The organism is Pseudomonas sp. JL2, assembly GCF_031570495.1.
Classification (GTDB): domain Bacteria; phylum Pseudomonadota; class Gammaproteobacteria; order Pseudomonadales; family Pseudomonadaceae; genus Aquipseudomonas; species Aquipseudomonas rhizophila.
The window spans coordinates 1-26,652 of sequence record NZ_JAKUDH010000005.1; the positions used below are offsets into that span (position 1 = coordinate 1).

At 60.9% G+C, this 26,652-nt stretch carries 26 protein-coding genes; 15 read left to right on the plus strand and 11 right to left on the minus strand.

All coding sequences use genetic code 11. The features are described from left to right. Positions 1-797 precede the first annotated feature (797 nt). Positions 798-1,262, minus strand: coding sequence for a glycine zipper 2TM domain-containing protein (locus MKS85_RS09065; RefSeq protein WP_047228399.1), 465 nt, complete (start codon positions 1,260-1,262; stop codon positions 798-800). A 172-nt stretch (positions 1,263-1,434) separates the two neighbouring features. Here MKS85_RS09065 and MKS85_RS09070 point away from each other — a divergent pair, with 172 nt between their 5' ends. Then, entirely contained in the window at positions 1,435-1,671 is a 237-nt protein-coding gene (locus MKS85_RS09070) for a hypothetical protein (protein ID WP_107321608.1), read from the plus strand. On the opposite strand, the gene pdxH is transcribed toward MKS85_RS09070, so the two are convergent. The 4 genes from pdxH to dinG all read right to left on the minus strand — a co-directional run bounded on the left by pdxH (position 1,668) and on the right by dinG (position 7,018). Continuing rightward, positions 1,668-2,315: a pyridoxamine 5'-phosphate oxidase gene (pdxH, locus tag MKS85_RS09075; RefSeq protein WP_047228401.1), complete on the minus strand. Its 648-nt coding sequence runs from the start codon at positions 2,313-2,315 to the stop codon at positions 1,668-1,670. The genes MKS85_RS09070 and pdxH overlap by 4 nt on opposite strands. Before the next feature lie 24 nt (positions 2,316-2,339). Continuing rightward, on the minus strand, positions 2,340-3,452 hold the full coding sequence (locus MKS85_RS09080) for an OmpA family protein (protein ID WP_173407316.1): 1,113 nt from the start codon (positions 3,450-3,452) through the stop codon (positions 2,340-2,342). A gap of 114 nt (positions 3,453-3,566) precedes the next feature. Further along, positions 3,567-4,712, minus strand: coding sequence for a serine hydrolase domain-containing protein (locus MKS85_RS09085; RefSeq protein ID WP_047228403.1), 1,146 nt, complete (start codon positions 4,710-4,712; stop codon positions 3,567-3,569). Between the two features lie 161 nt (positions 4,713-4,873). Next, a complete protein-coding gene (dinG, locus tag MKS85_RS09090) occupies positions 4,874-7,018 on the minus strand; it encodes an ATP-dependent DNA helicase DinG (protein WP_310662817.1) in 2,145 nt (714 codons plus the stop codon). Between the two features lie 99 nt (positions 7,019-7,117). On the opposite strand from dinG, the gene MKS85_RS09095 reads away from it, so the two are divergent. Continuing rightward, the gene (locus tag MKS85_RS09095) at positions 7,118-7,582 is read left to right on the plus strand and encodes a CopD family protein (RefSeq protein ID WP_047228405.1); all 465 of its coding nucleotides are present in this window, start codon (positions 7,118-7,120) and stop codon (positions 7,580-7,582) included. A 124-nt stretch (positions 7,583-7,706) separates the two neighbouring features. On the opposite strand, the gene MKS85_RS09100 is transcribed toward MKS85_RS09095, so the two are convergent. From MKS85_RS09100 to MKS85_RS09115, 4 genes are all read right to left on the minus strand, one after another. Further along, complete coding sequence (locus MKS85_RS09100) at positions 7,707-8,465, minus strand: collagen-like protein (RefSeq protein WP_310662818.1); 759 nt, start codon at positions 8,463-8,465, stop codon at positions 7,707-7,709. Then, positions 8,458-8,730, minus strand: coding sequence for a DUF1145 domain-containing protein (locus MKS85_RS09105; RefSeq protein WP_139051003.1), 273 nt, complete (start codon positions 8,728-8,730; stop codon positions 8,458-8,460). Before MKS85_RS09105 ends, MKS85_RS09100 begins: the two co-directional genes overlap by 8 nt. Before the next feature lie 269 nt (positions 8,731-8,999). Further along, positions 9,000-9,725 carry an OmpA family protein gene (locus tag MKS85_RS09110; RefSeq protein ID WP_139051004.1) on the minus strand — a complete coding sequence of 242 codons (726 nt, stop codon included), beginning with the start codon at positions 9,723-9,725 and terminating at the stop codon, positions 9,000-9,002. Between the two features lie 90 nt (positions 9,726-9,815). After that, a complete protein-coding gene (locus MKS85_RS09115) occupies positions 9,816-10,511 on the minus strand; it encodes an OmpA family protein (protein ID WP_047228409.1) in 696 nt (231 codons plus the stop codon). A gap of 192 nt (positions 10,512-10,703) precedes the next feature. Here MKS85_RS09115 and MKS85_RS09120 point away from each other — a divergent pair, with 192 nt between their 5' ends. From MKS85_RS09120 to MKS85_RS09135, 4 genes are all read left to right on the plus strand, one after another. Further along, complete coding sequence (locus tag MKS85_RS09120; RefSeq protein WP_047228410.1) at positions 10,704-11,201, plus strand: DUF6231 family protein; 498 nt, start codon at positions 10,704-10,706, stop codon at positions 11,199-11,201. 14 nt (positions 11,202-11,215) lie between these two features. After that, positions 11,216-11,692, plus strand: coding sequence for a YchJ family protein (locus MKS85_RS09125; RefSeq protein ID WP_047228411.1), 477 nt, complete (start codon positions 11,216-11,218; stop codon positions 11,690-11,692). 67 nt (positions 11,693-11,759) lie between these two features. After that, positions 11,760-12,245, plus strand: coding sequence for an LEA type 2 family protein (locus tag MKS85_RS09130; RefSeq protein ID WP_160891705.1), 486 nt, complete (start codon positions 11,760-11,762; stop codon positions 12,243-12,245). 5 nt (positions 12,246-12,250) lie between these two features. Further along, positions 12,251-12,454 carry an SEC-C metal-binding domain-containing protein gene (locus MKS85_RS09135; protein WP_047228413.1) on the plus strand — a complete coding sequence of 68 codons (204 nt, stop codon included), beginning with the start codon at positions 12,251-12,253 and terminating at the stop codon, positions 12,452-12,454. Between the two features lie 181 nt (positions 12,455-12,635). Here MKS85_RS09135 and MKS85_RS09140 read toward each other — a convergent pair whose 3' ends face one another. Next, positions 12,636-13,193 carry a cysteine hydrolase family protein gene (locus tag MKS85_RS09140; protein WP_188251300.1) on the minus strand — a complete coding sequence of 186 codons (558 nt, stop codon included), beginning with the start codon at positions 13,191-13,193 and terminating at the stop codon, positions 12,636-12,638. Positions 13,194-13,333: 140 nt separating this feature from the next. Between MKS85_RS09140 and MKS85_RS09145 the strand changes: the two genes are divergently transcribed. From MKS85_RS09145 to MKS85_RS09160, 4 genes are all read left to right on the plus strand, one after another. Next, positions 13,334-13,978 carry a glutathione binding-like protein gene (locus tag MKS85_RS09145; RefSeq protein ID WP_047228414.1) on the plus strand — a complete coding sequence of 215 codons (645 nt, stop codon included), beginning with the start codon at positions 13,334-13,336 and terminating at the stop codon, positions 13,976-13,978. Positions 13,979-14,136: 158 nt separating this feature from the next. Beyond that, positions 14,137-16,587 carry a penicillin acylase family protein gene (locus tag MKS85_RS09150; protein ID WP_310662819.1) on the plus strand — a complete coding sequence of 817 codons (2,451 nt, stop codon included), beginning with the start codon at positions 14,137-14,139 and terminating at the stop codon, positions 16,585-16,587. Between the two features lie 154 nt (positions 16,588-16,741). Continuing rightward, complete coding sequence (locus tag MKS85_RS09155) at positions 16,742-17,767, plus strand: ligase-associated DNA damage response exonuclease (RefSeq protein ID WP_139051007.1); 1,026 nt, start codon at positions 16,742-16,744, stop codon at positions 17,765-17,767. Beyond that, positions 17,764-19,455, plus strand: coding sequence for an ATP-dependent DNA ligase (locus MKS85_RS09160; RefSeq protein WP_188251224.1), 1,692 nt, complete (start codon positions 17,764-17,766; stop codon positions 19,453-19,455). The genes MKS85_RS09155 and MKS85_RS09160 overlap by 4 nt, the downstream gene beginning before the upstream one ends. A gap of 36 nt (positions 19,456-19,491) precedes the next feature. On the opposite strand, the gene MKS85_RS09165 is transcribed toward MKS85_RS09160, so the two are convergent. After that, positions 19,492-21,402 (minus strand): hypothetical protein, encoded by a 1,911-nt coding sequence (locus MKS85_RS09165; protein WP_188251225.1) that lies wholly within the window; start codon positions 21,400-21,402, stop codon positions 19,492-19,494. A gap of 463 nt (positions 21,403-21,865) precedes the next feature. Here MKS85_RS09165 and MKS85_RS09170 point away from each other — a divergent pair, with 463 nt between their 5' ends. From MKS85_RS09170 to MKS85_RS09190, 5 genes are all read left to right on the plus strand, one after another. Continuing rightward, a complete protein-coding gene (locus MKS85_RS09170; protein ID WP_139051010.1) occupies positions 21,866-23,014 on the plus strand; it encodes an acyltransferase in 1,149 nt (382 codons plus the stop codon). 216 nt (positions 23,015-23,230) lie between these two features. Further along, a complete protein-coding gene (locus MKS85_RS09175) occupies positions 23,231-24,013 on the plus strand; it encodes a transporter substrate-binding domain-containing protein (RefSeq protein ID WP_047228420.1) in 783 nt (260 codons plus the stop codon). 57 nt (positions 24,014-24,070) lie between these two features. Beyond that, positions 24,071-24,799, plus strand: coding sequence for an ABC transporter permease (locus MKS85_RS09180; RefSeq protein WP_047228421.1), 729 nt, complete (start codon positions 24,071-24,073; stop codon positions 24,797-24,799). Next, positions 24,796-25,506: an ABC transporter permease gene (locus MKS85_RS09185; RefSeq protein ID WP_047228422.1), complete on the plus strand. Its 711-nt coding sequence runs from the start codon at positions 24,796-24,798 to the stop codon at positions 25,504-25,506. Before MKS85_RS09180 ends, MKS85_RS09185 begins: the two co-directional genes overlap by 4 nt. 27 nt (positions 25,507-25,533) lie before the next feature. Continuing rightward, the gene (locus MKS85_RS09190) at positions 25,534-26,652 is read left to right on the plus strand and encodes a succinylglutamate desuccinylase/aspartoacylase family protein (RefSeq protein ID WP_047228423.1); all 1,119 of its coding nucleotides are present in this window, start codon (positions 25,534-25,536) and stop codon (positions 26,650-26,652) included.

The following is a 26,652-nucleotide window of genomic DNA, read 5'->3' on the forward strand; positions in this document are numbered from 1 at the left end:
CTCCACAATGCCTGCGTTCGGCCAGCGTGGTTAACGGGGCGTCCAAGATCAACGTCCTCCGCGAGGCGGCCTTATAGCCGACCTGTTTTTTTTGATGATCGCGTTTTTCCTGTGGGAGCGAGCCTGCTCGCGAAGAGGTCGACACATGCAACATCTTCGTCAACTGTGTAGCCGCCTTCTCAGTCTTGCGATAGTTCAGTTACATAGCGATTGAATTGGATGCCGTCATCGCGAGCAGGCTCGCTCCCACATTCGATCTTTCAGTGAGCACAAATTTATATCCAACACAGAACCACTGAGGGAGCGGGCTTGTTCGCGAAAAGGCCAACACACCCAACATCTTCATCGACTGTGATACCGCTTGCGTGAGCAAGCCCGCTCCCACAGGAGAAACGCGGTCCCACCAAGAATCAGGCCGGCTATAAGGCCGCCTCGCGGTGGACGTTGATCTTGGACGCCCCGTTAACCACGCTGGCTGAACGAAGGTATTGCGCAGTGGGCAACCCGGCATGGATGCCGGGTTAGCCGCGCTGGGCCATGGATGGCCCTTCGCGGCGGCCCACGGAGCAATGCCTTCGTTCAGGCACACCGAGCCTAAGCGAGGTGCCGAGTGGTGGGCAGAAGCGTTTTGCTTACTTTTGCGCTCTTCAAAAGTGAGCCGCTGTAAGAGCGGAACCATAAGCAGCCGTTACCGAAGAAACGGATATACACGCCGCGCGCCCCCCGAAACGAAGCCATAAAAAAAATCGCGCCTCCCCGTTCAGGAAAAAGCGCGATTTTCTCTTAGCGATTCCAGCTTAGTGCGATACGCGGCTCGTACCATCCACAGTGGAAATACGAACCCGCTCACCCACACGGAACACTTCGTTTTCCTGAACCTGCTGCACATAGGCGCGCATGCTGCCGTCGTCTTCGCGAACGGTGATTTCCACACCCTGGGTACGGGTCAGGCCTTCTTCGGTCGCGGAGCCGATCAGGCCGCCGGCCACGGCGCCGATCACGGCAGCAACGATACTGCCACGGCCACCACCGATGGCGCTGCCACCCACACCACCTACCACCGCACCCGCCGCGCCGCCGATCGGGGTCTTGGTGCCTTCGATCTTGACCGGACGCAAGGCTTCAATGGTCCCCATGCGAATCGTCTGCACGCGACGCGCTTCGTCACGGGAATAGGAGTCACCGGTCAGGCTCGACTGACAGCCAGTGAGCAACATCGCCATCGTGGAAAAGGAAGCAACCAGCAAAACAGACTTACGCATAGCATCAAACTCCAAAAGACAGGTATTCATTAAACTCCGCAGCTTGACGCCTGTCACGGCCTCGCCGGGATAAAATTGTTTTCATTCAGGTGGGATACAGACTCGCCCGAAAAATTCACCCAAACAGTAGCGCCAATTTCCGCTATCCGCGTCACTGGCCTGAGGATTTCTCATGGATTATTTCATCATAGCCGCTACCACCGTCGCCGGTTTGTACTTTCATTGGTGGCTGTACGTGCGGATCAAACGCTGGATGGACCGCGATCTGGCGCTGTCTTTGGCGGGGCAGGATGAGCTGAAAAAAACTTACATGCTGCAACAATTGGCCCACGCCCAGAAGCAAGGGATCAAGCGGCGCGACCTGCCGCAATGGCTTCAGGCCGCGGCGGCAGGGTATACCCAGGGCTAAGGCGCCAGACGCTCGCGGATCCAGCTCGCCTCTTGCAGGCGGTAGTTGAGGCGATCATGCAGACGGCTGGCCCGTCCCTGCCAGAATTCGATACGCTCGGGCAGCAGACGATAGCCCCCCCAATGCTCCGGGCAGTGAGGCTGGCTGTCACTGAAGCGTTGTTCGGTGGCCTTGAGCAAGTCTTCCAGCTCACCTCGACCCGCAATCACCCGGCTTTGAGGTGAAGCCCAGGCCCCGAGGCGACTGCCCAATGGCCGTACCTGATAATAGGCGTCCGACTCTTGCGCCGTGACCTTCTGCACCTTGCCCTCGATACGCACCTGACGCTCCAGCGTCGGCCAGAAAAATGTCATGGCCGCGAACGGGTTCGCGGCCAGTTGCTGACCCTTGGCGCTCTCGTAGTTGGTGAAGAACGTGAAGCCTTGGGCATCGAGCCCCTTGAGCAGCAGGATCCGGCAGTGCGGGCGCCCATCGGCATCCACGGTCGCCAAGGTCATGGCGTTGGCCTCCACCGGCGCCTGTTCGGTTTTCACCGCGTCGGCGAACCACTGGTGGAACAGCGCGAACGGCTCGGCCGGGGCCTGCGCCTCGGTCAGGCCATCGCGGGTGTAGTCGCGGCGCATATCAGCCAGCGTCTGGGTCATGGCGCGTTCCTTGTAGTTAGCCCATCACTGCTTGGATGCATCGGCAGCCGCGACTTTCTTGGCATCGGTAGCGGCTTTGGTCGGTTGCTGCTTCTTCGCCACCGGCGCTTTCTTGGCCGGGGCTTTTTTGGCAGGAGCCTTGGCGACAGCCTTCTTGGCCGGCGCTTTTTTGCTGGCAACAGCCTTGGACTTGTTAGCCGCCGGCGCGGGCGCTGGCGCCAAAGCCGCAGGTTTCACGTCCTGGACCGCCACCAACCTTACTGGCGCCGGGGCCGGCATGTTGTACTTGCTCAGCAGCGCAACCATGGTGTTTTGCGGCGTGACCAGCAGCTCGACACGACGATTCAAAGCGCGACCTTCAACGCTGTCATTGGCGGCACGGGGCGCAACCGAACCCATGCCACGCAGCATCAGGCGATCACGCTGCAAGCCGCTGAGACGGAAAATCGCCGCCACGGATTGGGCGCGTTCCTGGCTGAGCTTCAGGTTGACCGGCGCGGCGCCCGACGTGTCGGCGTGGCCGAGGATCAGCACGGCTGTTTTCGGATCAGCTTCCAGAATTTTCGCAACGCGGGTGAACGGGCCGAGGCTCACCGGCAGCAGCATGGCCGGACGATCCGGGTTGAAGGAGCCGTCCACCGGTGCGGTGACCACCAGCACGTCGTCGCGGCGTTCAAGTTCGAGCTTGCTGTCCTTGATGGCCGTGCGCAATTTCGGCTCGTAGTCGTCGAGCCAAGCCTGGGTGACTTTCGGATCCGGCATCGGCACCGTCTTGGCGGTTTCCTGATCTTTACCGCCGAATGGCCACCACCACTTGCCGTTGCTTTCAGCTTCAGCCTTGGCGACGGTAACCGGCGTCTTGACTTCAGGTTTGGCGTCGACTTTTTTGGCGACGCCGTCGGCGGCGTCATCGGAAGAAAACGGCCACCACCAGTGAGTGGCACCCTCGGCCTTGGCTTGTGGCGCGACGGCAGCCGGTTTCAGCGGCGCCGCTGACGTCGGTTCTTTGGCCGCGACCTTGTCGGAGGCGCCGAACGGCCACCAGCCACTGCCGCCCTCGGCATCATTTTGTGGGGTTTGTGCGCAACCGGTGATAGCGAAGCACAGCGCCAGAGCGAAAGATTTATTCAATGACATTGGATATCCACAAAATGATGTAAAAAAACAAAGGCCATGTTCGGGCCGCATAAACAGACGGTTGGAAACTGAAAGGAACACGAGGTTCCTGTGCCCGCCGCCTTCGCTAACGTTTTATAGACAAGTGGCAAGTACCCGCGCAAGGTTCTGCGCCCGCGGATCCATCAAAACGTATGGCCCGAGGGTGTTTGTCACAAAGCCAAAAGCCACATCGTGCTCCGGGTCGGCAAAACCGATGGAGCCCCCTGCCCCAGGATGACCGAATGCCCGAGGGCCGAGGCCGTAGGTCGCGTTCGGTACATCCGGCTGATCGAGCATGCAACCCAGGCCGAAACGGGTCTGGGTCAACAATGTCTTGTCCTCGCCGAAGCTGTGCTGGCGAGTCAGTTCGTCGAGCATTTCGCCCTCCAGCAGGCTGCCGTCCAGCAGGCCGGCATAAAACCCGGCCAGGCTACGGGCGTTACCATGGCCGTTGGCCGCCGGTTGTTCCATGCGCCGCCACTCTGGCTTATTGGTGCTGGTCATGATCGAGGGCGGGTTAGTAAAGGCCCGGGTAGTCATGGCCGTGGGTTCGCGCATCGTTACTTGTAAAAGGCGCTGGGCCGCCGCATCCCCCACATTGCCTTTGCCGCGAGCGATGTGGGCCACGCGATGAAACTCTTCATCAGCCAGGCCGACGTGAAAATCCAGGCCCAACGGCTTGGCAATACGGGCCACGATGGATGCCCCCGGCCCACGACCGTCAGCCCTGCGCAGCAGTTCGCCGACCAGCCAGCCATAAGTGATCGCCGCGTAGCCGTGACCGTCTCCCGGCGTCCACCAGGGCGCTTCAGCGGCCAGAGCATCGACCATGGTCTGCCAGTTATAAAGTGCTTCGGGCGCCAGCAATTCACGTAACGCCGGCAACCCGGCCTGGTGGCAAAGCAACTGACGGAGCGTGACGGCTTGCTTGCCGGCTGCCGCGAACTCAGGCCAGTAGCGGGCGACAGGGGCGTCCAGCTGCAGCTTGCCTTCGGCCACCAGTTGCAGGGCGGTGACGGCGGTGAACGTCTTGGTGCAGGAAAACAGATTGGCGATGGTGTCGCTGTGCCAGGCCTCACTGCCATCCTTGTCGGCCGTGCCGGCCCACAGATCGATGACCGTGCGGCCACCAACCTGAATGCACAACGCCGCGCCGCGCTCCTGAGGATCGTCGAACAGCGCGGCGAAGGCTTCACGCACCGCCTCGAATTGAAGCTCATAATGGCCTTGAATCTGCACCCGCAACTCCCTTGAAACAAACACTTTTTTGAAGTGGCCTGCATTGTTTCAGCCATTGAGGTTTTTGGGAACCGCCGCAAGACGGCTGACCGGACTGACACTGCCCGTTTCGCTAAATCCCCTCGCCACAGAGACCTCCTCAGTCAAAAATCACCGGGAGGCTAGGATATCTCCCGCCGAAACGGTGGCAGGGCGTTGAGGATCGCCTTGCCGTAGCGCTGGGTCACCAGTCGGCGGTCGAGCAAGGTGATGGTGCCGCGGTCTTCTTCGGTGCGCAGCAATCGACCACAGGCCTGGACCAGTTTCAGCGAGGCGTCCGGCACGGAGATTTCCATGAACGGGTTACCACCGCGGGCCTCGATCCATTCGGCCAACGCGGCTTCCACCGGGTCGTCCGGAACCGAAAACGGGATCTTGGCGATCACCACATGCTCACAGTAGGCACCGGGCAAATCCACGCCTTCGGCAAAACTCGCCAGGCCGAACAGCACGCTGGAATCGCCGCCATCGACCCGCGCTTTGTGCTTGTTCAGGGTTTCCTGCTTGGACAGGTTGCCTTGGATGAACACTTGCTTGCGCCAGTCGCGGTCGAGGCCGTCGAACACGTCCTGCATCTGTTTGCGCGAGGAAAACAGCACCAGGGTGCCCCGCGAGCCTTCCACCAGTTCCGGCAGGTCGCGAATAATCGCCGCGGTGTGGGCGGCGGCATCCCGCGGATCAGCCTTGAGGTCCGGGACCCGCAGCACGCCGGCGTCGGCATGATGGAAGGGGCTCGGAACCACGGCGGTCACGGCTTTTTTCGGCAGGCCGGCGCGCATGCGGAAACGGTCGAACGTGCCCAGGGCGGTCAGCGTGGCGGAAGTCACCAGCGCGCCGTAGGCCACATTCCACAGGTTGCGACGCAGCATTTCCGCCGCCAGGATCGGGCTGGCATTGACCTCGATGTCGAACAGCGAGCCGCTTTCGGCCAGGGTCAACCAACGCGCCATCGGCGGGTTGTCTTCCGGGTCTTCAGTCGTGAACGCGGTCCACAACTCCCAGTTACCCTGGGAGCGGGACAGCAGACTGCCGAACAACGGGTACCACTCCTCGGCCTGGTTGCTGGCGATACCGATATTGACCTCGCCATCCATGCCTTCCTTGAGCAGGTCGGTCAGACGGGTGAACAGGTCGGTCAGACGGGCAAAGCCTTTCTTGAGCTCGATGCCCATCTCGCGCATGTGCTCGGGTATGACGCCGCCGACAAAGCGATGGCGAGGTCGATCACGACCCTCGACGTCTTCGCCGGGCTTGAAATCCGCCACTTGTTCGCAGGCACTGAACATGAACTGCTGGTTCGTCTTGATTTCACGGGCCAGCTCGGGCACCTGCTCGATGAACTTGCCCAGGTCACCCGGCAGCGGGTGTTGGGCCAACAGCTTGGTGAGGTTCTTGGCGGTGGTTTCCAGCCAGTCAGCGGTGGAGCGCAGCCGGGTGTAATGGGCGAAATGGCCGATGGCCTTGTCCGGCAGGTGGTGACCTTCGTCGAACACATAGATCGTGTCATGCGGATCCGGCAGCACCGCGCCACCGCCCAGGGCCAGGTCGGCCAGGACCATGTCGTGGTTGGTGACAATGACGTCGACCTTGCCCATGCCTTCGCGGGCCTTGTAAAAGGCGCACTGGCCGAAGTTCGGGCAATGACGGTTGGTGCACTGGCTGTGATCGGTAGTCAGGCGTGACCAGTCGGCGTCTTCCAGGGCGGTGGACCAGCTGTCGCGGTCGCCGTCCCATTTATTGCCGGCCAGCTTTTCGATCATGCTGGTAAACAGCTTCTGACTGGCCTCATCGACTTCGATCTTGAAGCCTTCTTCCTCGAACAACTGGGCCGTGGCGGTCTGCGCCTGGCCTTCCTGAAGCAACATGTCGAGCTTGGACAGGCACATGTAGCGCCCACGACCCTTGGCCAGGGCGAAGCTGAAATTCAGCCCGCTGTTGCGCATCAGGTCAGGCAGGTCCTTGAAAACGATCTGCTCCTGCAAGGCGATCGTGGCCGTGGCGATCACCAGGCGTTTGCCGGCGGCCTTGGCGGTGGGGATTGCCGCCAGGCTGTAGGCCACGGTCTTGCCGGTGCCGGTGCCGGCCTCCACCGCCACGACGGCAGGCTCGCCACTGCGCCGGCCTTCGTCGTCGGTGTCGATGTCACCCAGGACTTTTGCCACTTCGGCAATCATCAGGCGCTGGCCATATCGCGGCTTGAGGCTCTTGGCTTCGAGAAAACGCGAATAGGCGCCCTGGATCGTGGTTTTGAGTTCGGTGCTGATCATGAATGGTCGGGCGCTAAAAACGCTGGATAAATTTTCAGTGGTTCGGATCGGCGGCTATCATACCCCGCTAATCAATCCTGCGCAGAACGGAGTAACTCAATGACACCCTTTGCCCTCGTCTACACCCTGCATTTACTGGCGGCCCTGGTCTGGGTCGGCGGTATGTTCTTCGCCTGGATGATCCTGCGCCCCGCCGCAATCGCGGCCCTTGAGGGGCCGGCCCGGCTCAAATTATGGACAGAAGTGTTTCAGCGTTTTTTCGTTTGGGTCTGGGTCGCAGTGGTGCTTTTGCCGATCAGCGGCGTAGGCCTGATCCACATGCGCTTTGCCGGCTTCGAGACCGCGCCACGTTATGTGCAGATCATGATCGGCTTGTATGTGGTGATGACGGCGCTGTTTATCCGCATCCAGGGATTGCAATTGCCGGCCCTGCGCAAGGCCGTAGCAGCCCAGGACTGGCCGACGGGCGCGGCGGTACTGGGGAAAATCCGGCAGTTGGTGGGGATTAATCTGTTGATCGGGTTGCTGGTGGTGGCGATTGGCGCGGCGCGGCCGATGTTCTGAACTTAGCGTATCCCCTGGTGGGAGCGAGCCTGCTCGCGATAACGGTGGGTCAGTCACATCAAGGTTGACTGATACCCTGCCATCGCGAGCAGGCTCGCTCCCACAGTTCTCGAGCTCAGTCCTCTTAGAATCGCTGCACCGTCACCGCCCCCGCTGCTCCGGCTGGTCCCGGCTGGCCATCGGCACCAGGGCGACCGCTTTTGCCACCGTCGGCGGTATAGACGAAGCACCCCTTGGCCTTGCCGCCAGCGCCGGGTTTACCTCCGGCTCCAGCGGCGCCGCCCGCGCCACCCTCCACCGTAACCTTGATCTGCTCATCGGGATAATCACGGGGCAGTTCGAGACGCACCTGCGCACCCGCCGCACCCGGCTGGCCGTCACTGCCATTGCTGCCGTCGGCACCGCGACCGGCTGCCCCCCACGTACAACCCGGCGCCTGGCCGTTGGCGCCATCGAGGCCCACGTAACCTGGCGCACCGGTTCCACCGCGGGCATCCACCGACAACAATGGCGCATTCAAGGCATTGAAGCGCAGATTGAGATCACGTCCCGGTCGTGCCGCTTTGGTATAGGTTCCGGGCGCGCCCCGAGCCGTGATCTGACTGCCGTCGGCCAGTTCGCCCTCGGCAACTTTTATCTGCAGTGTCTGTTGCCCAGGCACGATGGCGATCCGTGCTTCGCGCCCCAGGTGCAGTTGGCCAATGGTCAATTCAGTGACGTTGGCAGGCACCAGCAACGTGCCGTAATCGGCCACCTCCAGCCGTTCCAGTGTCAGGGCGCTGGTGGTATTGGGCAGACGCATCAAGGAATGGGTTTCGACCTGGATCACTTGGGCACTGGCCCAGGGGCACACGAGTGCGACAAGCAGACACAATTTACGCATGGGAAGCCTCGGCGGCGATCGGGAGGGTTTGCAGGTGGAAGATGCCGAACAGCAGCACTCGCAGGCGATCACGGCCTGAAGCTGGCCGGCCGCGCAAGCTGGCTCGAAACAACACCAGTTCCAGCAAATGGATCGCCAGCAATATCGCTGCGCCAAAATTGACCAGCAGATGCAGCGGATGAACGAACGGCATGACCAGGTTGACCAGCACCACCAGCCAGAACAGCAGGGTCAACAAGCGCCCCAGCGCCCATAACAGCTTCATACATCCCCCCGGTAAGTATTATTCTTTGCACGCACAGTAACGGCTTGCGCGCAGAATAAGCCAGAGGCCAGGGCAAATTTAATCTGACGCAAACCTCGACTCGTCGGGGCGCCCCNAGCTTCATACATCCCCCCGGTAAGTATTATTCTTTGCACGCACAGTAACGGCTTGCGCGCAGAATAAGCCAGAGGCCAGGGCAAATTTAATCTGACGCAAACCTCGACTCGTCGGGTCGCCCCACTGGCGACCCGACGGCTCTGGCACGCGGCTCAGCGCTGGATATGCAACTCAACCCGACGATTCTGCGCCCGCCCCTCATCGGTCTCGTTGTCGGCCACCGGCTCGCTTTCACCCTTGCCTTCACTGGTGAGCTTGTCCGGTGAAAGCCCCTGAGTAAGCAGATATTCCACCACGCTGCTTGCTCGGCGCTCGGACAGCCCCTGGTTGTAGGCATCAGTGCCGACGCTGTCGGTGTGCCCCACCACGCGGATGCTGGCGACATTGGCATGACTCAATTTGCTCATCAGCCCATCGAGTTGGCTTCGCGCGTCTTGAGTGAGATCGGATTTATCGAAGTCGAACAGCACCTTGCCGGCATCGTTGAGGGTGATCACTTCCGTGGCCGGTGCCTGAGGTTCAACCGGCGGAGCGCTGGCCGGGTATTGCGGCAACGGACAACCATGATGTTCAACCGGGGTATTGGCCGGCGTGTCGGGACAACGGTCACGGCGGTCGAACACGCCGTCATCGTCCTCGTCGCCATCCTGGGCGTAGCAGATCAGGCCGCCGGTCAACAGCCCCAGCGCAGCACCGCCCGCCGCCCAACCGCTGCTTTCGAGGGCTCCCAGGCCGCCGCCAACCAGACCGCCGATCAAGCTACAGACTGGCCAGGTGCGTTGATTGAGCGGTGCGCCGCCATCGCTGTGAGTGGCACAACCTGACAACAGACTGCCCGCCAGCAGTACCGGTAAGGCGGCCCTGAGTAGAACGTTCATGGTGAATGCTCCTGTGTTACCGGCCCATACCGGTCACACAGGAGTAAAGACCCGCATCCGCGACTGTACAAGCCGCGGATGACGGGGGCTTCAGCGATTTATCTTGATCTCCGTGCGGCGGTTCATGGCCCGACCATCGGCGGTGCTGTTGTCCGCCACCGGCTGGCTCTCACCGGCACCCTCCACCGAAACGAAGCTGGAACGGGGCACGCCGCTCTCAACCAGGTATTGCACCACCGCGTTGGCCCGTTGTTCAGACAGGCGCTGGTTATAGGCATCGCTGCCGACGCTGTCAGTGTGGCCGGTGACGCGCAGTTGCGCGGTGGACGTTTCCTGTTTGAGTCGGGTTGCAATCGTGCTCAGGACCTCCTTGTCTGCCGCCGTCAGCGTGGCCTTGTCGAATTCGAAATGCACGTCACGGATCACAATGGTTTCTTCCTGGACCACCACGACTTCTTCAACCATCGGCGCCGGTGCCGGTGGCGGGCAGCCGTCGGCATCGACTTGCACGCCCTTAGGCGTGCCCGGGCATTTGTCGCGGCTGTCCGGCACGCCATCGCCATCCTCATCGCCGTCGCCATGCACCCAGCAATAAGCCGCCGCCATGGTGCCGACAAACAATGCACCACCGCCGGCCCAGGAGGTGCTTTCGATGGCGCCCAATCCAGCGCCCGTCACACCGCCAACCGCCGCGCAGGTCGGCCAATCGGTTTTCTGCAAACCTGCGCAACCAGTCAACACACCGGTCAGCAGAACCAAGGGTAACGCTGTGCGAACTATGCTCATTGGGTTTTCTCCTTGTGGGATCGGCTTTGCGCCGATTCAGGGGAGTAAAGACCCGACTCCGCATCCGCGCCAGCATCACGCTATCGCGGTTTTTGCCCCCTATTTGCCGTAGATCGATACGTTTAAGCACAAACCGCTCTAGGCCATGGGGTCCGCGCAGGCTATCGTGGCGGCTCTGACAGAGGAACTTCGATGACCGTTGCCATTTCTTCCCGTACGCCCCAGCAAGCCCTGGCTGCCGTGCTGGACCGTTATGCCCCGAAAAAACTGCTGTTGATCGGGGCCAGCAGCTTCCCTGCCCTTGAGGCGTTCCAGCAAGCGCATCCTGATACTGAAGTGGTCCACGCCGCCCCTGGCGCCCTTGCGGCGGACGTGGCGGCGCGGCGTTTCGACCTGGCCTTGGCGCTTGATTGCCTGGAGCATTTGCCCAAACGTGACGGTCTGAACCTGTTGGGTGGCATCCGCAATCTCAACGCCAGCCGTATCGCCGTGCTGGCGGACCTCAATGCCTGCGGCTGGCAAGAAACTGATTTCTTTTCCCTGGCCCTGCAGGCCAGTGAGCGATTCCAGCGCGAGGAGCAGGTGCTGACCCTGTTTACCTACGATCTGCTTGAATACAAACAAGTCCCTGACTGGCTCAACTCACGCTTTTGGGCCAACCCGGAAAACTTTGGAAAATACTGGTGGTAGCCGTGAACACAAGCATGCACACAACCATTTGCCCGTGCGGCAGTGGCAACCCACTGGACGCCTGCTGCGGCCATTACCACGATGGTCACCCGGCGCCCTGCGCCGAAGCCTTGATGCGTTCGCGTTATAGTGCCTACGTGCTGGGATTGGTGGACTATCTGGTAGCCACGACCTTGCCCGCCCAGCAGGACGGCCTGGATCGCCAATCCATCAGCGAGTGGAGCGCCAAAAGCACATGGCTCGGACTGGAGGTGGAAAGCAGCGAAGTATTCGGTGGCCAACCCGAACACGCCTTTGTCACCTTCACCGCGCGCTGGCACGACGGCCAGGGGGAACACAGCCACCGCGAACAGTCATCCTTCGTACAGAACGGCGCACGCTGGTACTTCATCGACCCGACAGTGCCAGTCAAGACCGGACGCAACGACACCTGCCCGTGCGGCAGTGGGCACAAATTCAAGAAGTGCTGCGCAGGCTACTTTAATCGCTGATATCGGAATCGTCCGACACTGCTGCGCTCGCCAGCAGGCTAGACTGGGATAAACCAGAGGCACGGACATGACCCTTTCATCACATCTGCTGCGCATCACTTGCCTGCTGCTGTTCATCGGGCTCGGCAGTTGTGCGTCCTGGCGAGGTGGTGAGGCCCCTGAACCGCAGGTGCATCTGACCAAGGTCGAGGTGGTACGGGCGCGGCTGGTGGAGCAGAAGTTCATGCTGCACTTTCGTGTGGACAACCCCGACGACAGTGATTTGACCGTGCGCGGCATAACCTACCGCATTCATCTGGGCGACCTGTTGCTGACCGAAGGAGAGCACGAGCACTGGTTCACGGTGCGTCCCGGGCATAGCCGCTACTTCAGGGTTCCGATCCGCACCAACCTGTGGCCGCAGGTACGCAAGCTGGTGAAAATGCTCGAAAAACCCCGCCAGCAGATCCCCTATCGCCTGGAAGGTGAGCTGGAAACCGGTTTATTCATCGCCCACTACGTGCACCTGAGGCGCAATGGCGTGATAATCGCCGCCGATTTTATTGCGGAGTAACCCCGATGACCCAGCAACCCCACGTCCATGGCCCTGACTGCAACCACGATCATGACCATCACCACGATCATGATCACGGACATGTCCATGGCCCCAACTGTGGCCACGCCCACCAGGAACCGGTGCGCAATACCCTGAAGGATGTCGGCCGCAACGACCCTTGCCCATGCGGCAATGGCAAGAAATTCAAGAAGTGTCACGGCGCTTGATGATCCGGGCGAAGATAATCTTCGCCTGTTGAATCGTCCTCGCGAGCAGGCTCGCTCCCACAGGGGCCTGCGGCGACCACAAAATCCGGATTCACCACTGAGCCCTGTGGGAGCCAGCCTGCTCGCGATGGGGCGTTTGAGGCTAATCCATACCGGCTGGGGCAACCCTACACACTCGGTTTCAACCCGCCGCAAGAATCTCCTTCACGCTGACCACCGTCGCATACTCGCCATGCAAGTTGCCCAGCGACATGGCATGGACCTCGCCAGCCGAACGGGCATGGCCGAAATAGTCAGCCTTGTCGAAGGTAAAACACGCGTCTTCGGCCACCCAAGTGTCGAATCCCAGATTGCCGGCCGTACGCGCCGTGGACTCCACCGAGTTGTTCGTCGCCACGCCCACGATCACCAATTGCCCAATCCCCGCTTCATGCAGGTCCGCCTCCAGGCGCGTGCCGCAGAACGCATCCGGCACCTGCTTTTGAACCAGCCTTTCCCCGGCTAACGGCTCGAACCGCTCCTGAACCTCCACGCCCGATTGCCCGGGCCAGAACACTGAGTCCGGCGAGCGGGACAGGTGGTGGACATGAATCACCGGCCGTGCCGATTGTCGCCAGAAATCGAGCAACTGGAGCATGTGCAGTTCCGCATCGGGGTTGTTGCGAGGGCCTAGCCTGGGGTGAAGGATGCCTTTTTGTTGATCGATAAGAATCAACGCTGCGTTTTTCTGTAACTCCATGCCGGTTTTCTCGTGTTCGGTCATTGAATTTTCCACACTTGAGCATCACCTCTTCCTACAGGCAAGCCTTTCGGCAATCAGGACGACCTCCCGCCGTCATGTGTTGTCCATCCATCACGCTGTCTTATCTGGAGCCCTCCATGATCGACCTGTATTACTGGACCACGCCCAACGGCCATAAAATCTCGTTGTTCCTTGAAGAAGCCGGCATGCCCTACAAGGTGCACCCGATCAACATCGGCCAGGCAGAGCAGTTCAAGCCCGATTTCCTGAAAATCGCCCCCAACAACCGCATTCCGGCGATCATCGACCACAAACCCGCCGATGGTGGCGAGCCGATTTCGCTGTTCGAGTCGGGCGCGATCCTGCTGTACCTGGCGGAAAAAACCGGCCAGTTCATTCCAGAGAATTTGCGCGGACGGCAAGAAGTGTTGCAGTGGCTGTTCTGGCAGATGGGCGGCCTGGGGCCGATGGCCGGGCAGAATCATCACTTCAGCCGGTTCGCCCCGGAAAAAATCCCCTACGCGATCAAACGCTATGTCGACGAAACCGCTCGTCTGTATGGTGTGCTGGATCGCCGCCTGGCGGACCGTGAATTTGTAGCGGGCAACGAGTACAGCATTGCCGACATGGCGATTTATCCCTGGACCGTTTCACACCAATGGCAAAGCCAGCGGCTGGAAGACTTCCCGAACGTGCAGCGCTGGTTCAATCGCATCAAGGAGCGCCCGGCCACTGCCAAGGCCTATGCCCTGGTGGACAAGGTCAACCCGCCCAAGCCCTGAGCCCTCCTGATACACCCAAAACCCTGCTGTGGGTAAGCCTCACAGCAGGCTTTCATCGCCAAATCAACAAATAACCCCTGCCCCCGCTTGCGCGCCCTCCTCCTGCTCACTAACGTAGCGCCTTTATCGGTGCCCCCCCCTCCCGCAGGAGCTTTGCCATGGCCTCGCCAGCCTCTATTTTTCCCTTCCCCCGGCTCGGCGTTGCCGCCGCAGTGGCCAGTGTGCTCGGTCTGAGCGGTTGCCAGACCTGGAACGCCCAGGACACGGTTCCTCCGACGTCCGGCGTGCAACCGCTCAAGGGGCTGGCGCAGAACGTCTCGGTTCGACGCAATGCCATGGGCATGCCACTGATCGAGAGCAACAATTTCCATGACGCCCTGTTCAGCCTCGGCTACGTCCATGCCAGCGACCGCATCAGCCAGATGGTGACCATGCGCCTGCTGGCTCAGGGTCGTCTGGCAGAAATGTCCGGCGCCGAACGACTGGACGTCGATCGCTACATGCGTGCGGTCAACCTGAAGAAAAGCGCCGACGAGCTGTACAAAGCCTCCTCGCCGCGGCTCAAACGCTTCTTCGAAGTCTATGCCCGCGGCGTCAACGCGTACCTGTTCCGCTATCGCGACAAGTTGCCGCCGGATCTGGCCGCCAACGGCTACAAACCCGAATACTGGAAACCGCAAGATTCGGCGCTGATGTTTTGCCTGCTCAATTTCAGCCAATCGGCCAACCTGCCGGAAGAAATCGCCGCCTTGGTGCTGGCCCAGACGGTCACCCAGGACAAGCTGGCCTGGCTGAGCCCCTCGTACCCGGATGAACAACTGCCGATGGCCGAGGCCGATAAGCTCCAGGGCCTGCGGCTCAGCGGTCAGGTCCCGGGCCTCAACGAAGTCAGCAAGGCCAGCGCTCAGTTGTCCGAACTGAATTTGCTGAATATTGCTTCCTCCAGCAACTGGGCCATCGCCCCGCAGCGCAGCCGCAACGGCAAGAGTCTGTTGGCCAGCGACAGCCATGGCCCATTGAGCGTGCCGTCACTGTGGGTTCCTGTGCAGATTCGTGCGCCCAAGTATCAGGCCGCCGGGGTTTCCGTGGCGGGCATCCCGATGATTCTGGCGGGGTTCAACGGCAAAGTGGCCTGGAGCATGAGCAGCGTGTTGGGCGACAACCAGGACCTGTTCCTGGAAAAAATCCGACGCCAGGGCAATGGTCTGTCCTACGAGGTCAACGGCAAATGGCAGCCGGTGATGGTCCGCAACGAGACCTACTTCATCAAAGGCCAGCGACCGATTCGCGAAGCGGTGTATGAGACCCGCCACGGCCCGCTGCTCAACAGTGTCCAGGGCTCGGCCATGGCCAACGGTCTTGGCCTGGCCTTACAGACGCCGAGCTTTAGCGACGACAAAACCCTGGACGCGTTCTTTGACTTGTCCCGAGCGCAGAATGTCGAGAAAGCCTCCGATGCCAGCCGTGAAATCCGCGCCATCGCGGTGAACATGATCTTTGCCGACGCCAGCCACATTGGTTGGCAAGTTACCGGGCGCTATCCGAACCGCCGCGAAGGCGAAGGCCTGTTGCCATCGCCCGGTTGGGAAGGTCGCTACGATTGGGATGGCTACGCCGACCCGATGCTGCACCCCTACGATCAGGATCCGGCCCAGGGCTGGCTCGGCGCCGCCAACCAGCGAGTCATTCCCGACGGCTACGGCATGCAGTTGTCCAATTCCTGGGGCGCACCGGAGCGCGGCGAGCGTATAGCCGAGCTGGCCGGGGCCGGCAAGCACGACAGCCGCAGCCTGACTGCCATGCAATATGACCAGACCACGACCTTTGCCGCCAAGCTCAAGAAAGTCTTCGAAGCCCCGGGCATGGCCCAACCGCTCAAGCAGGCGATCGATGCGCTAACAGTGGCGGACCGGGCCAAGGCTCGCGAGGCCTATACCCGGCTGATGGCTTTCGATGGCCGGCTCAGCCCAAGCTCCGCCGACGCCGCGATTTATGAACTGTTTCTGCAGGAAAGCATGAAGCAGATCTTCCTCGACGAACTGGGTCCGGACAGCAGCCCGGCGTGGAAAGCGCTGCTCGCCAACGGTCAGTTGTCCTACTCGGCCCAGGCCGATCACTTGCTCGGTCGCGAAGACAGCCCGTTCTGGGATGACGTGCGCACACCGCAGAAGGAAGACAAATCCGTGATCCTGGCCCGCAGCCTGGCAGCGGCCATCACTGCTGGCGACAGCCAGTTGGGCGGTGACCACAAGGCTTGGCAGTGGGGCAAGCTGCATCGCTACGAATGGAAGAACAGCAGCGGCCAAATCGTGCGCGGCCCCCTGCCCGCCGGCGGCGATGCCTCCACGCTCAACAGCTCGGCATTCGCCTGGGGCGAGAGTTTCAACACCACCCTGGCGCCGGCCATGCGGTTCATCGTCGACTTCGGCCAGCCCGAGCCGTTGATGATCCAGGGCGGCACCGGCCAGTCTGGCAACCCCGCCAGCCCGAACTACATCAATGGCATTGATCCGTGGATCAAGGGGAACTATCAGAACCTGCCATTGCAGCCGCAGAACTTTGAGCGGGCGTACGGCAAGGCGCGCTTGACCCTGGTGCCCGGTAAGTAGGCTGTCCTGTGTGGCGAGGGAATTTATCCCCGCTGGGCTAAACCCCCTCGCCACATTTGTCCGCCCTGCCACCTGATCCTGCCGCACCAAACCCGATAGAACTTCTCCTCCCGCCCCCGCCTCTACCAGACAAGCCCATCTTCCCGGTGAATGCATGGATCTTGTCATTGCCCGCCCCGAAGGCCTGTACTGCCCGCCCGGAGATTTCTACATCGACCCCTGGCGCCCGGTGGAACATTCGGTCATCACCCACGCCCACGGCGATCACGCCCGTGGTGGCAACCAACACTACTTGGCAGCGGCCCCCGGCGAAGGCATTTTGCGTTCGCGATTGGGCCAGGACATCAACCTGCAAACCCTGGCCTACGGCGAGCGCTTGCTGCACCACGGCGTGAGCTTGAGTTTTCATCCTGCCGGCCACGTGCTGGGTTCGGCCCAGGTGCGCCTGGAATATAAAGGCGAGGTCTGGGTGGCGTCCGGGGACTACAAGGTCGAACCCGACGGCACCTGCGCGCCGTTCGAACCGGTGAAGTGTCATACGTTCATTACCGAATCCACCTTCGGCCTGCCGATCTATCGTTGGCAGCCTCAAGCGCAGGTCTTCGACGAAATCAATCAGTGGTGGCGCGGCAACATTGCCGTCGGCCGGGCCAGCGTGCTGTTCTGCTATTCCTTCGGCAAAGCCCAGCGGATTCTCCACGGAATTGACGCGAGCCTGGGTCCGATCCTGGCCCACGGTGCGGTAGAACCCCTGAACCGGGTCTATCGCGAGGCCGGGATCCGTTTGCCAGCGACGATCTATGCCGGCGACATCAAAAAGAACGACCCAATCATGAACCAGGCGCTGATCATCGCTCCCCCCTCTGCCGGTGGGAGCACCTGGATGCGCCGTTTCGGTGACTACAGCGACGCCTTCGCCAGCGGCTGGATGCGCCTGCGGGGCACCCGTCGGCGACGCGGCGTGGATCGCGGCTTTGTGCTGTCCGACCACGCCGATTGGCCCGGCTTGCTCTGGGCCATCGAACAGACCGGCGCCGAGCGGGTGATGGTCACCCACGGTTCAGTGGGCGTACTGGTGCGCCATTTGTGCGAGCAAGGCCTGGATGCCCAAGGCTTCAGCACCGAATACGGTGACGATGAAGAAGACTCAGGCAGCGCCACCGACGAGGACGCGTCATGAAAGCCTTCGCCCAGTTGTATGCCGAACTGGACGCCACCACCTCCAGCAATGCCAAGCTCGCCGCCATGCAGGATTACTTCACCAAGGCCCCGCCCCAGGACGCAGCGTGGGCCGTGTATTTCCTGTCTGGAGGGCGCCCGCGACAACTGGTGCCGGTCAAGACCTTGAGGGAACTGGCGGTGCAGATATCCGGGTTGTCGCTGTGGCTGTTCGAAGAAAGCTATCAAGCCGTGGGTGATCTGGCTGAAACCATCTCACTGGTCCTGCCAGAATCACCTCAGCGTTCCGACGAAGGCCTGGCGCTGTGGATCGAAGAGAAACTCCTGCCGCTGCGCGGTGAATCGCCCGAGGTGCTGGCGGTGCGGTTGCCGGCGTTGTGGGCGCAACTCGACCGAGCCAGCCTGATGCTGTGCATCAAACTCATCACCGGCAGTTTCCGCGTGGGCGTGTCCAAGTTGCTGGTCACACGCGCGCTGGCGGCCATGGCCGGGCTGGACAGCAAACGGGTCGCCCAGCGGCTGGTGGGGTATACCGACCTGTCCCATCGTCCGACCGCTGCAGGCTACCTCAAGCTCATCGCTGCCGAATCCGCTGATGAGCACGCCCAGCGCGGCGGCCAGCCTTATCCGTTCTTCCTGGCTCATGCGTTATCGCAAGCGGTGGAGCAATTCGACACGACGCTGGGACCGGCCAGTGACTGGCAGGTGGAATGGAAGTGGGACGGAATCCGCGCCCAGGTGGTCAAGCGCGATGGCCATTTGTGGGTCTGGTCCCGGGGCGAAGAGTTGGTCACCGAGCGCTTTCCCGAATTGCACAGCCTGGCGCAGGCGTTGCCCGACGGCACGGTGATCGACGGCGAAATCGTGGTATGGAAAGCCGCGCCGCCATCCACTGCGGATGCCTTCGATCCGGATACGCCGCTGGAACCGAGGGTGCAGCCCTTTGCCCTGCTGCAACAACGCATCGGCCGCAAAACCCTGGGCAAGAAAGTCCTCGAAGACGCCCCCGTGGTGGTGATGGCCTACGACCTGCTGGAATGGCAAGGCGAGGACTGGCGCAGTCGTGTGCAGACCGAGCGCCGCGAACAACTGCAGACCCTGATTGCCCACTGCCGCAGCGCGGTGCTGCTGCCCTCCCCGATCATCACCGGCAAGGATTGGTTCGACCTCGCCCGGCAGCGCGAAGCGTCCCGCAGCCTCGGCGTCGAAGGCATGATGCTCAAGGCCCGCGACGCGCTGTACGGCGTTGGCCGGACCAAGGACATGGGCGTGTGGTGGAAGTGGAAAATCGACCCATTCAGTGTCGACGCGGTACTGATCTATGCGCAACGCGGGCATGGCCGCCGCGCCAGCTTGTACAGCGACTACACCTTCGCCGTCTGGGACAACCCGCCGGGCAGCCGCGAACGCACACTGGTGCCGTTCGCCAAGGCGTATTCGGGGCTGACCGATGACCAAATGCGTCAGGTCGACAGCATCGTGCGCAAGACCACCGTGGAGAAGTTCGGCCCGGTGAGCAGCGTCACGCCGACCCTGGTTTTTGAGCTGGGCTTCGAAGGTATAGCCTTGTCCAAACGCCACAAGAGCGGGATCGCCGTGCGCTTCCCGCGGATGCTGCGCTGGCGCCAGGACAAAAGCGTCGAGGAGGCTGACACGCTGGCGACGCTTCAGGATCTGTTGAAAGGTTGACCGTTCTCCTCCGAACAGGGCCAGCGTCGGCCCGTGTCATGACGCCCTCCACATCAAGGCGAAAATACTTTCACCCGGTACTTCAAAACGTATGCGTCCATCCCGGCACTGGACAGGGGCATCGCGCTGGCGGCTATCAGGACCGAAAAGGGCGAGGGATGGGCAGGCAGTGCCTGCGCCCTGCAGGCTGATCCGTTGCAGACGGTCGCCCTTGTTTACCCCCAGCACGCTGCGTTCGTTGCCGCGGGCCATCGCCAGGGCATCGACCTCGAACGCGCTGTTGTCCATACGCAGAACCTGATCGAGCCAGTGCGACTGGATGAATTGCTGCGCCAAGCCTACCGGTTTGAGCTCGAAGCGATCGGGTCCTGGCAGGCGGATCATGCCTTTGAGGTGGTGCGGATCGTCAGCGGCCTGAAACCAGTTGAGCACGTCGAGCAAACCATCCTGGGCTGAGTTGATCGCAACCGAGGCCCACCAGAGCGATGCGAAGTGCGTCTCCTGTTCGTAGGGGCTCACGCTTGAGCCACTGGAGATATTGGTCTGGTCCAGCAACAGCGCCTTGCGTGGCCGGCCATTGGCTTGCAGGCCGACGACTTCGGCGGCTCGGCGCACGGAGTCGCGGTAGACCCGCGTGGCCAGCAGGTCGCGAATCATCCACTCGTGCCAGGCCAAGGCATCGATTTGTGCTGCCGATTCGTCGAGCATCCGCCGAGCCCAGTCGATGCCACGGTGCTGGGCGCCTCGTCGCGTAAACGGTCCATTGACGAAACGCGAACTGGCGGGCATGGCGATGCGCACGCCGGCCTCCCGCGCCCCCGGGTAGTCGAGCACCTGGCGATACATGGCGTCGAAGAAGTGCTTGTACGTCGCATAGTCGGGATAGTTGTAGTTGGGTTCGTCGGCAAACGAGAGGTAGTGCGTGCCGCTACCCAGGGCTACGGTGGCCGCCAGCCAGGCGTTCAGGCCGGCGTTGCTCTGGCTGTTGGCCTTCAGGTCGGCCTTACGCCCAGTGGCGGCCAGCAAGGTGATGTTCGTATCAATGCCACCGCGTTCCAGATAAAAACGTCTGAAGGCATCTTCGTAATGGGGGTCAGCGGCCATGATGTCGACGGCGCTGTAAAAGCTGCCCGCACGGGGCTTGAGCGCGTCGAGCGCGCTGTAGCTTGCCGGCGGTGGAAGCAGGTAGGGCAAGGCCAAGCCCAAGCGCGGCGTGGGGCCCAACATGTCGGGGTGCAGGGCCAGCTCGGTGCGGCCGCTGTCCTGCCGCAGCGGCTGCAGGTGCTGCGGGCGCTGGGCGAACAGGTTGGCGGTGCCGTCCAGCCAGAAGGCCGCTTTGCCTCTACCTTGCAGGCGCAAGCGCCAGTCTTGATCCCTATCGCTGACGGGTAAGGCAACCTGGTCGAACGTCGGGTACTCCTGGTAGGGCTTGAGCCTCAGTTCGACTGTTTTGCCATCGCCCAGGCGCTCGGCATTCAGAGCCCTGACGCCGCCGAAATACTTGCCCGCCAAGATCGCCTGCTCGCCCCCGCGGACCTTGAAATACAACTCGACGTTGGCGGCGGCCTCGACGCTGAAGTGCACTTTCGTCGGCGCGAACAGGGCGACGGTCTTGTCGTCGTGCTCGAAGCGATAGCGCCTGAAGCTATAGCCCGGGACTTCGACACGGTAACTGGCGGCGCTGGCGGGCAATGCCCAGTCTTGTTTGCCGCTCCCTTCGCTGGCGGGAATAAAACGCTCGTCGCGCAGTTGCCCCTGGCCGTCGAGCAAGTAGATGCGTTCTTCATTAGCGTCGGTTTGCCAGGCCGGCACCCAACTGACGCGCAAGGTGTCGTCGCGCCCTGCCTGCAAATAGAGGCTGCCGTCACGCACATCGCCCCAGCGCATTGGCGCGGCCTGGGCCAGGCTGCTGAACGCCAGCGTTAATATCACGGCGATGCGTTTCATAATGTCCTTTTCACCATCTAACTGAGGCGCGTTGGCGCTCTGCCATCATCGCTCTATACAGTAGTCGCTGTGTAACAGGCGTGAGAAAAATAGTGTGAATCGTCGATGAACGGCATTTGAAGATATGTATTCAGATGGCGTTTTATGCGTTTCTAAAAAAACTATTGATGTCCCGCCCACTAGCAGTTTTTCTGACGCCGTAATTGCGTCATCAGGGTATCTATCACGACAATAAAAAACCGACTTGCTCTTTTAAAGAGCAATGCTAACGTGACATCAGAGCCCACTATTTATTTAAGTGTCTTAAACCGTCCAGATCCTGCGCCAGGCCCTTCATGCAACAGTGACGGGGATACCATCATTCAGGGAGTGGGCAGCCGCCCTCCCCAGGGTGCTGCCCCAATGACGTGGCGACCGGAGTGAAACCCAAGACGTGCCAATCGTACAAGCAAGGGAGCCTGACATGCGCGCAGAGCAGCGGTTTCATTCACTGGACAGTTTCAGGGGGTTGATGGCCATTTCAGTAATGCTCTATCACTTGCGCGTCAGCGGTAGTTTCACCGAATGGTTGTTATTCCGTCACGCTGAAGTATTTGTATCTTTCTTTTTTGTATTGAGTGGCTTTGTATTGACGCACGCCTATGGCAGCTCGGTAAAATTTAACTTTAGAAAGTTCTTCATTTCACGAACCTTCCGCTTGCTTCCCTTGCACCTCTTTATGTTGGGCGTCTTTATACTGTTAGAGTGCGGTCGATATTGGGCTGCGCAAAAAGGCATGGACTTCAACAATGCGCCATTCTCAGGAAAGTTCGCCCCTTCTGAAATCCTGCCGAATGCACTGCTGTTGCAATCCTGGACGCATTTGACTAACCCACTGTCATTCAACTATCCGTCCTGGAGCATCAGTATCGAGTATTACACCTACATGATCTTCGCCCTGATCGTGTGTATCGCTTTCGGCATCAGGACATGGATATGGGCGACGGTGATGCTCCTGGCCTTGGCGCTGATGTATGCCGGTAATACCTTCTTCACCATCGAGTCGCTGCGTGGCCTCGCTTACTTTTTCACTGGCTGTCTGGCTTACGCCGTGTACCTGAGGCTCCCCCAGCCCAGCCGGGCCCAGACCTGGTTATTGAGCACGCTTGAAGTGGCGGCAGTGACAGTGGCGCTGATTTTCGTGATCAACGATTTTGCAGGCAAGCAGTTGTGGGCCAGTCCGTTGTTCGGTGTCATCGTTGTGATATTCGCCTTTGATCGTGGCGCCGTGTCGCGGCTGTTGGCGGGCCGTGGCTTCGGTTTTCTCGGCAAGTTGTCTTATTCCATCTACCTGACCCACGCGGCCGTTCTGTTTTGCGTAGTGTCGGCATTCATGGTGGCGAAGAAAATCGTTGGCGTTGACATTGCACCGGTGATCGACGGGACTCGCTACCTGGACCTCGGTAATGTACTGCTCAACAACCTCATCGCTTTGCTGGTAGCGGGATCGGTAGTCCTGGTGTCGATGTTCACCTACCGATATGTCGAAATGACCGGGCAATCCCTTGGCCGAGCGCTTAGCAACACCCCCTCGCACAGCGGTCCGGTATTGAGACCTGATACCGAGGCCTAAAAAACAGCAGCGTCCGCGCCATCCTGGTGCATCTTTTAAAGCCTGCTCATCCCCGCGCACCATCACGTCCCGCTGGCTGCCGCCAAAGTTTTTAAAACGCTTGTTCGGCACTCTGGTTCGGAAATTGCTACCTTTATGCCGTCATACCGTTCTCGCCTTCACCGGTAACAATACTTACGCGCCACAAGCGCTCATATTGGTTTTAGGGATTGAATAATGAAAAAAGCACTGCTGACCCTTTCTGCACTGGCGTTGTGCATGGCCGCCGGCGTCGCCACGGCCAAGGAATACAAGGAACTGCGTTTTGGTGTCGACCCGTCCTATGCCCCGTTTGAATCCAAGGCCGCCGACGGTAGCCTGGTAGGTTTCGATATCGACCTGGGCAATGCAATCTGCGAAGAATTGAAGGTCAAGTGCCGCTGGGTCGAAAGCGATTTCGACGGCATGATCCCTGGCCTGAAGGCCAATAAGTTCGACGGCGTGATCTCGTCCATGACCGTGACCCCGGCCCGGGAAAAAGTCATCGACTTCTCCAACGAGCTGTTCTCCGGCCCGACCTCGTATGTGTTCAAGAAGGGTTCCGGCCTGAGCGAAGATGTCGCGTCCCTCAAAGGCAAGACCGTCGGTTACGAGCAAGGCACCATCCAGGAAACCTATGCCAAAACCGTACTGGACAAGGCTGGGGTCAAGACCCAGGCCTACCAGAACCAGGACCAGGTTTATGCCGACCTGACCTCCGGCCGCCTCGATGCGTCGATCCAGGACATGCTGCAGGCCGAACTGGGCTTCTTGAAATCGCCAAAAGGTGGTGACTATGAAGTCAGCAAACCCGTGGACAGCGAACTGCTGCCTTCCAAGACCGCCATCGGTATCAAGAAAGGTAACAAAGAGCTGAAGGCTCTTTTGGATAAAGGTATCAAAGCGTTACACGAAGACGGCAAGTACGCCGAGATCCAGAAGAAACACTTTGGCGATCTGAATCTGTACAGCGGCAAATAATGCGCAGCGCCCATCCGGCCTCGGATGGGCGCTTTTTTTCTGCCAAAGGCCTCTTCCATGTTCGAACAACTCCTACAAAATCTGGGGCTCAGCGCCTTCAGCCTGCAGGGCTTCGGCCCGCTGCTGATGCAGGGCACCTGGATGACCATCAAGCTGGCGGTCCTGTCTTTGTTACTGAGCGTTTTGCTCGGCCTGCTGGGGGCCAGCGCCAAGCTGTCCAGCGTCAAACTGCTGCGTATCCCGGCCCAGCTCTACACCACGCTGATTCGCGGCGTGCCGGACCTGGTGCTGATGCTGCTGATCTTCTACAGCCTGCAAACCTGGCTGACCTCTTTTACCGACTTCATGGAATGGGAATACATCGAGATCAACCCATTCGGCGCCGGGGTCATCACCCTGGGCTTCATTTATGGCGCGTACTTCACCGAGACCTTTCGCGGGGCGATTCTCGCGGTGCCCCGGGGTCAGGTCGAAGCCGCCACGGCGTATGGCCTCAAGCGTGGCCAGCGTTTCCGGTTCGTGGTGTTTCCGCAAATGATGCGCTTTGCCCTGCCGGGCATCGGCAATAACTGGATGGTGATGCTCAAGGCCACCGCGCTGGTGTCGATCATCGGCCTGGCCGATTTGGTCAAGGCAGCCCAGGATGCCGGCAAAAGCACCTACCAACTGTTTTACTTCCTCGTGCTCGCGGCGCTGATCTATCTGCTGATCACCAGCGCGTCCAATGTCGTGCTGCGCTGGCTTGAACGCCGTTACGCCGCCGGTGCACGGGAGGCGGTGCGATGATCGAACTTCTTCAGGAATACTGGCGACCGTTCCTCTACAGCGACGGCAATCACATCACTGGCCTGGCCATGACGATGTGGCTGCTCAGCGCCTCGCTGCTGATCGGCTTCGTGATCTCGATCCCGCTGTCCATCGCCCGGGTCTCCCCCAAGGTCTACGTACGCTGGCCAGTGCAGTTCTACACGTACCTGTTCCGCGGCACGCCGCTCTACATACAGCTATTGATCTGCTACACCGGCATCTACAGCCTCGAAGCCGTGCGCGCCCAGCCTCTGCTCGACAGCTTCTTTCGCGATGCGATGAACTGCACGATCCTGGCCTTCGCCCTGAACACCTGCGCCTACACCACGGAAATCTTCGCCGGGGCGATTCGCAGCATGAACCATGGCGAAGTCGAAGCGGCCAAGGCTTATGGCTTGACGGGCTGGAAGCTGTACGCGTACGTGATCATGCCGTCTGCGTTGCGACGTTCGCTGCCGTACTACAGCAACGAAGTCATCCTGATGCTGCACTCGACGACCGTGGCGTTCACCGCTACCGTTCCAGACGTGCTCAAAGTCGCCCGGGATGCCAACTCGGCCACCTTCCTGACCTTCCAGTCGTTCGGTATCGCCGCGTTGATCTACCTGACCGTGACCTTTGCACTGGTGGGCCTTTTCCGCCTCGCCGAACGCCGCTGGCTGGCCTTTCTCGGGCCGACTCACTAGGGCTTCTGTTCCAGGACATACACGCAAATGCGCCACCAGATTCATGACCTGCTGGCCCCACTGCCGGGGACCGCACGCAAGATCCACAGCTTTCACTTCGGCCCGGAAGAAGCCGTCGGCAAAATCTACATCCAGTCGTCCCTGCACGCTGATGAGTTGCCCGGCATGCTGGTGGCCTGGCACCTCAAGCAGCGTCTGGCCGAGCTTGAGGCATCCGGTCACCTGCGGCACGAAATCGTGCTGGTGCCCGTGGCCAACCCCATCGGCCTGGAACAAGTGCTGATGGACGTGCCGCTGGGCCGCTACGAAATGGAGAGCGGGCAGAATTTCAACCGCCGGTTCGTCGACCTGAGCGAAGAGATCGGCAACCAGATCGAAGGCCAGCTCACGGATGATCCACAGCACAACCTGATGCTGATCCGCGAACACCTGCGCGACGCCCTCGCCCGCCAGACCGCCAGCACGCAATTGCAATCCCAGCGCCTGGTCCTGCAACGGCTGGCCTGCGACGCCGACATGGTGCTGGACCTGCATTGTGATTTCGAAGCGGTCGCTCATCTCTACACCACCCCCGAAGCCTGGCCCCAGGTCGAGCCGCTGGCCCGCTACATCGGCGCCGAAGCGAGCCTGCTGGCAACGGATTCGGGCGGTCAGTCGTTCGATGAATGCTTCACCCTGCTCTGGTGGCAACTCAAGGAGCGCTTCGGCGAACAATTCGAGATTCCCCTGGGCAGTTTTTCGGTCACCGTCGAACTGCGCGGCCAGGGCGACGTCACCCACGACCTGGCGAGTCTCGACTGCCAGGCCCTGATCGAATACCTGATCCGCTTCGGTGCCATTGACGGCGAACCGATGCCCTTGCCCGACCTGCCCTACCCGGCTACGCCGCTGGCCGGCGTGGAGCCGGTGGCGACACCGGTCGGCGGCCTGCTGGTCTACAGCGCCGTGCCCGGGGAGTACCTGGAGGCGGGGCAACTGGTGGCGCAAATCATCGACCCCATCAACGACACCGTCACCCCCGTTCATTGCTGCAATGCCGGGCTGCTGTACGCCCGCTCGCTGCGTCGCATGGCCACTGCCGGCATGGTGATCGCCCATGTCGCCGGCGCCGAAGCCTACCGCAGCGGCTACCTACTTTCGCCTTGA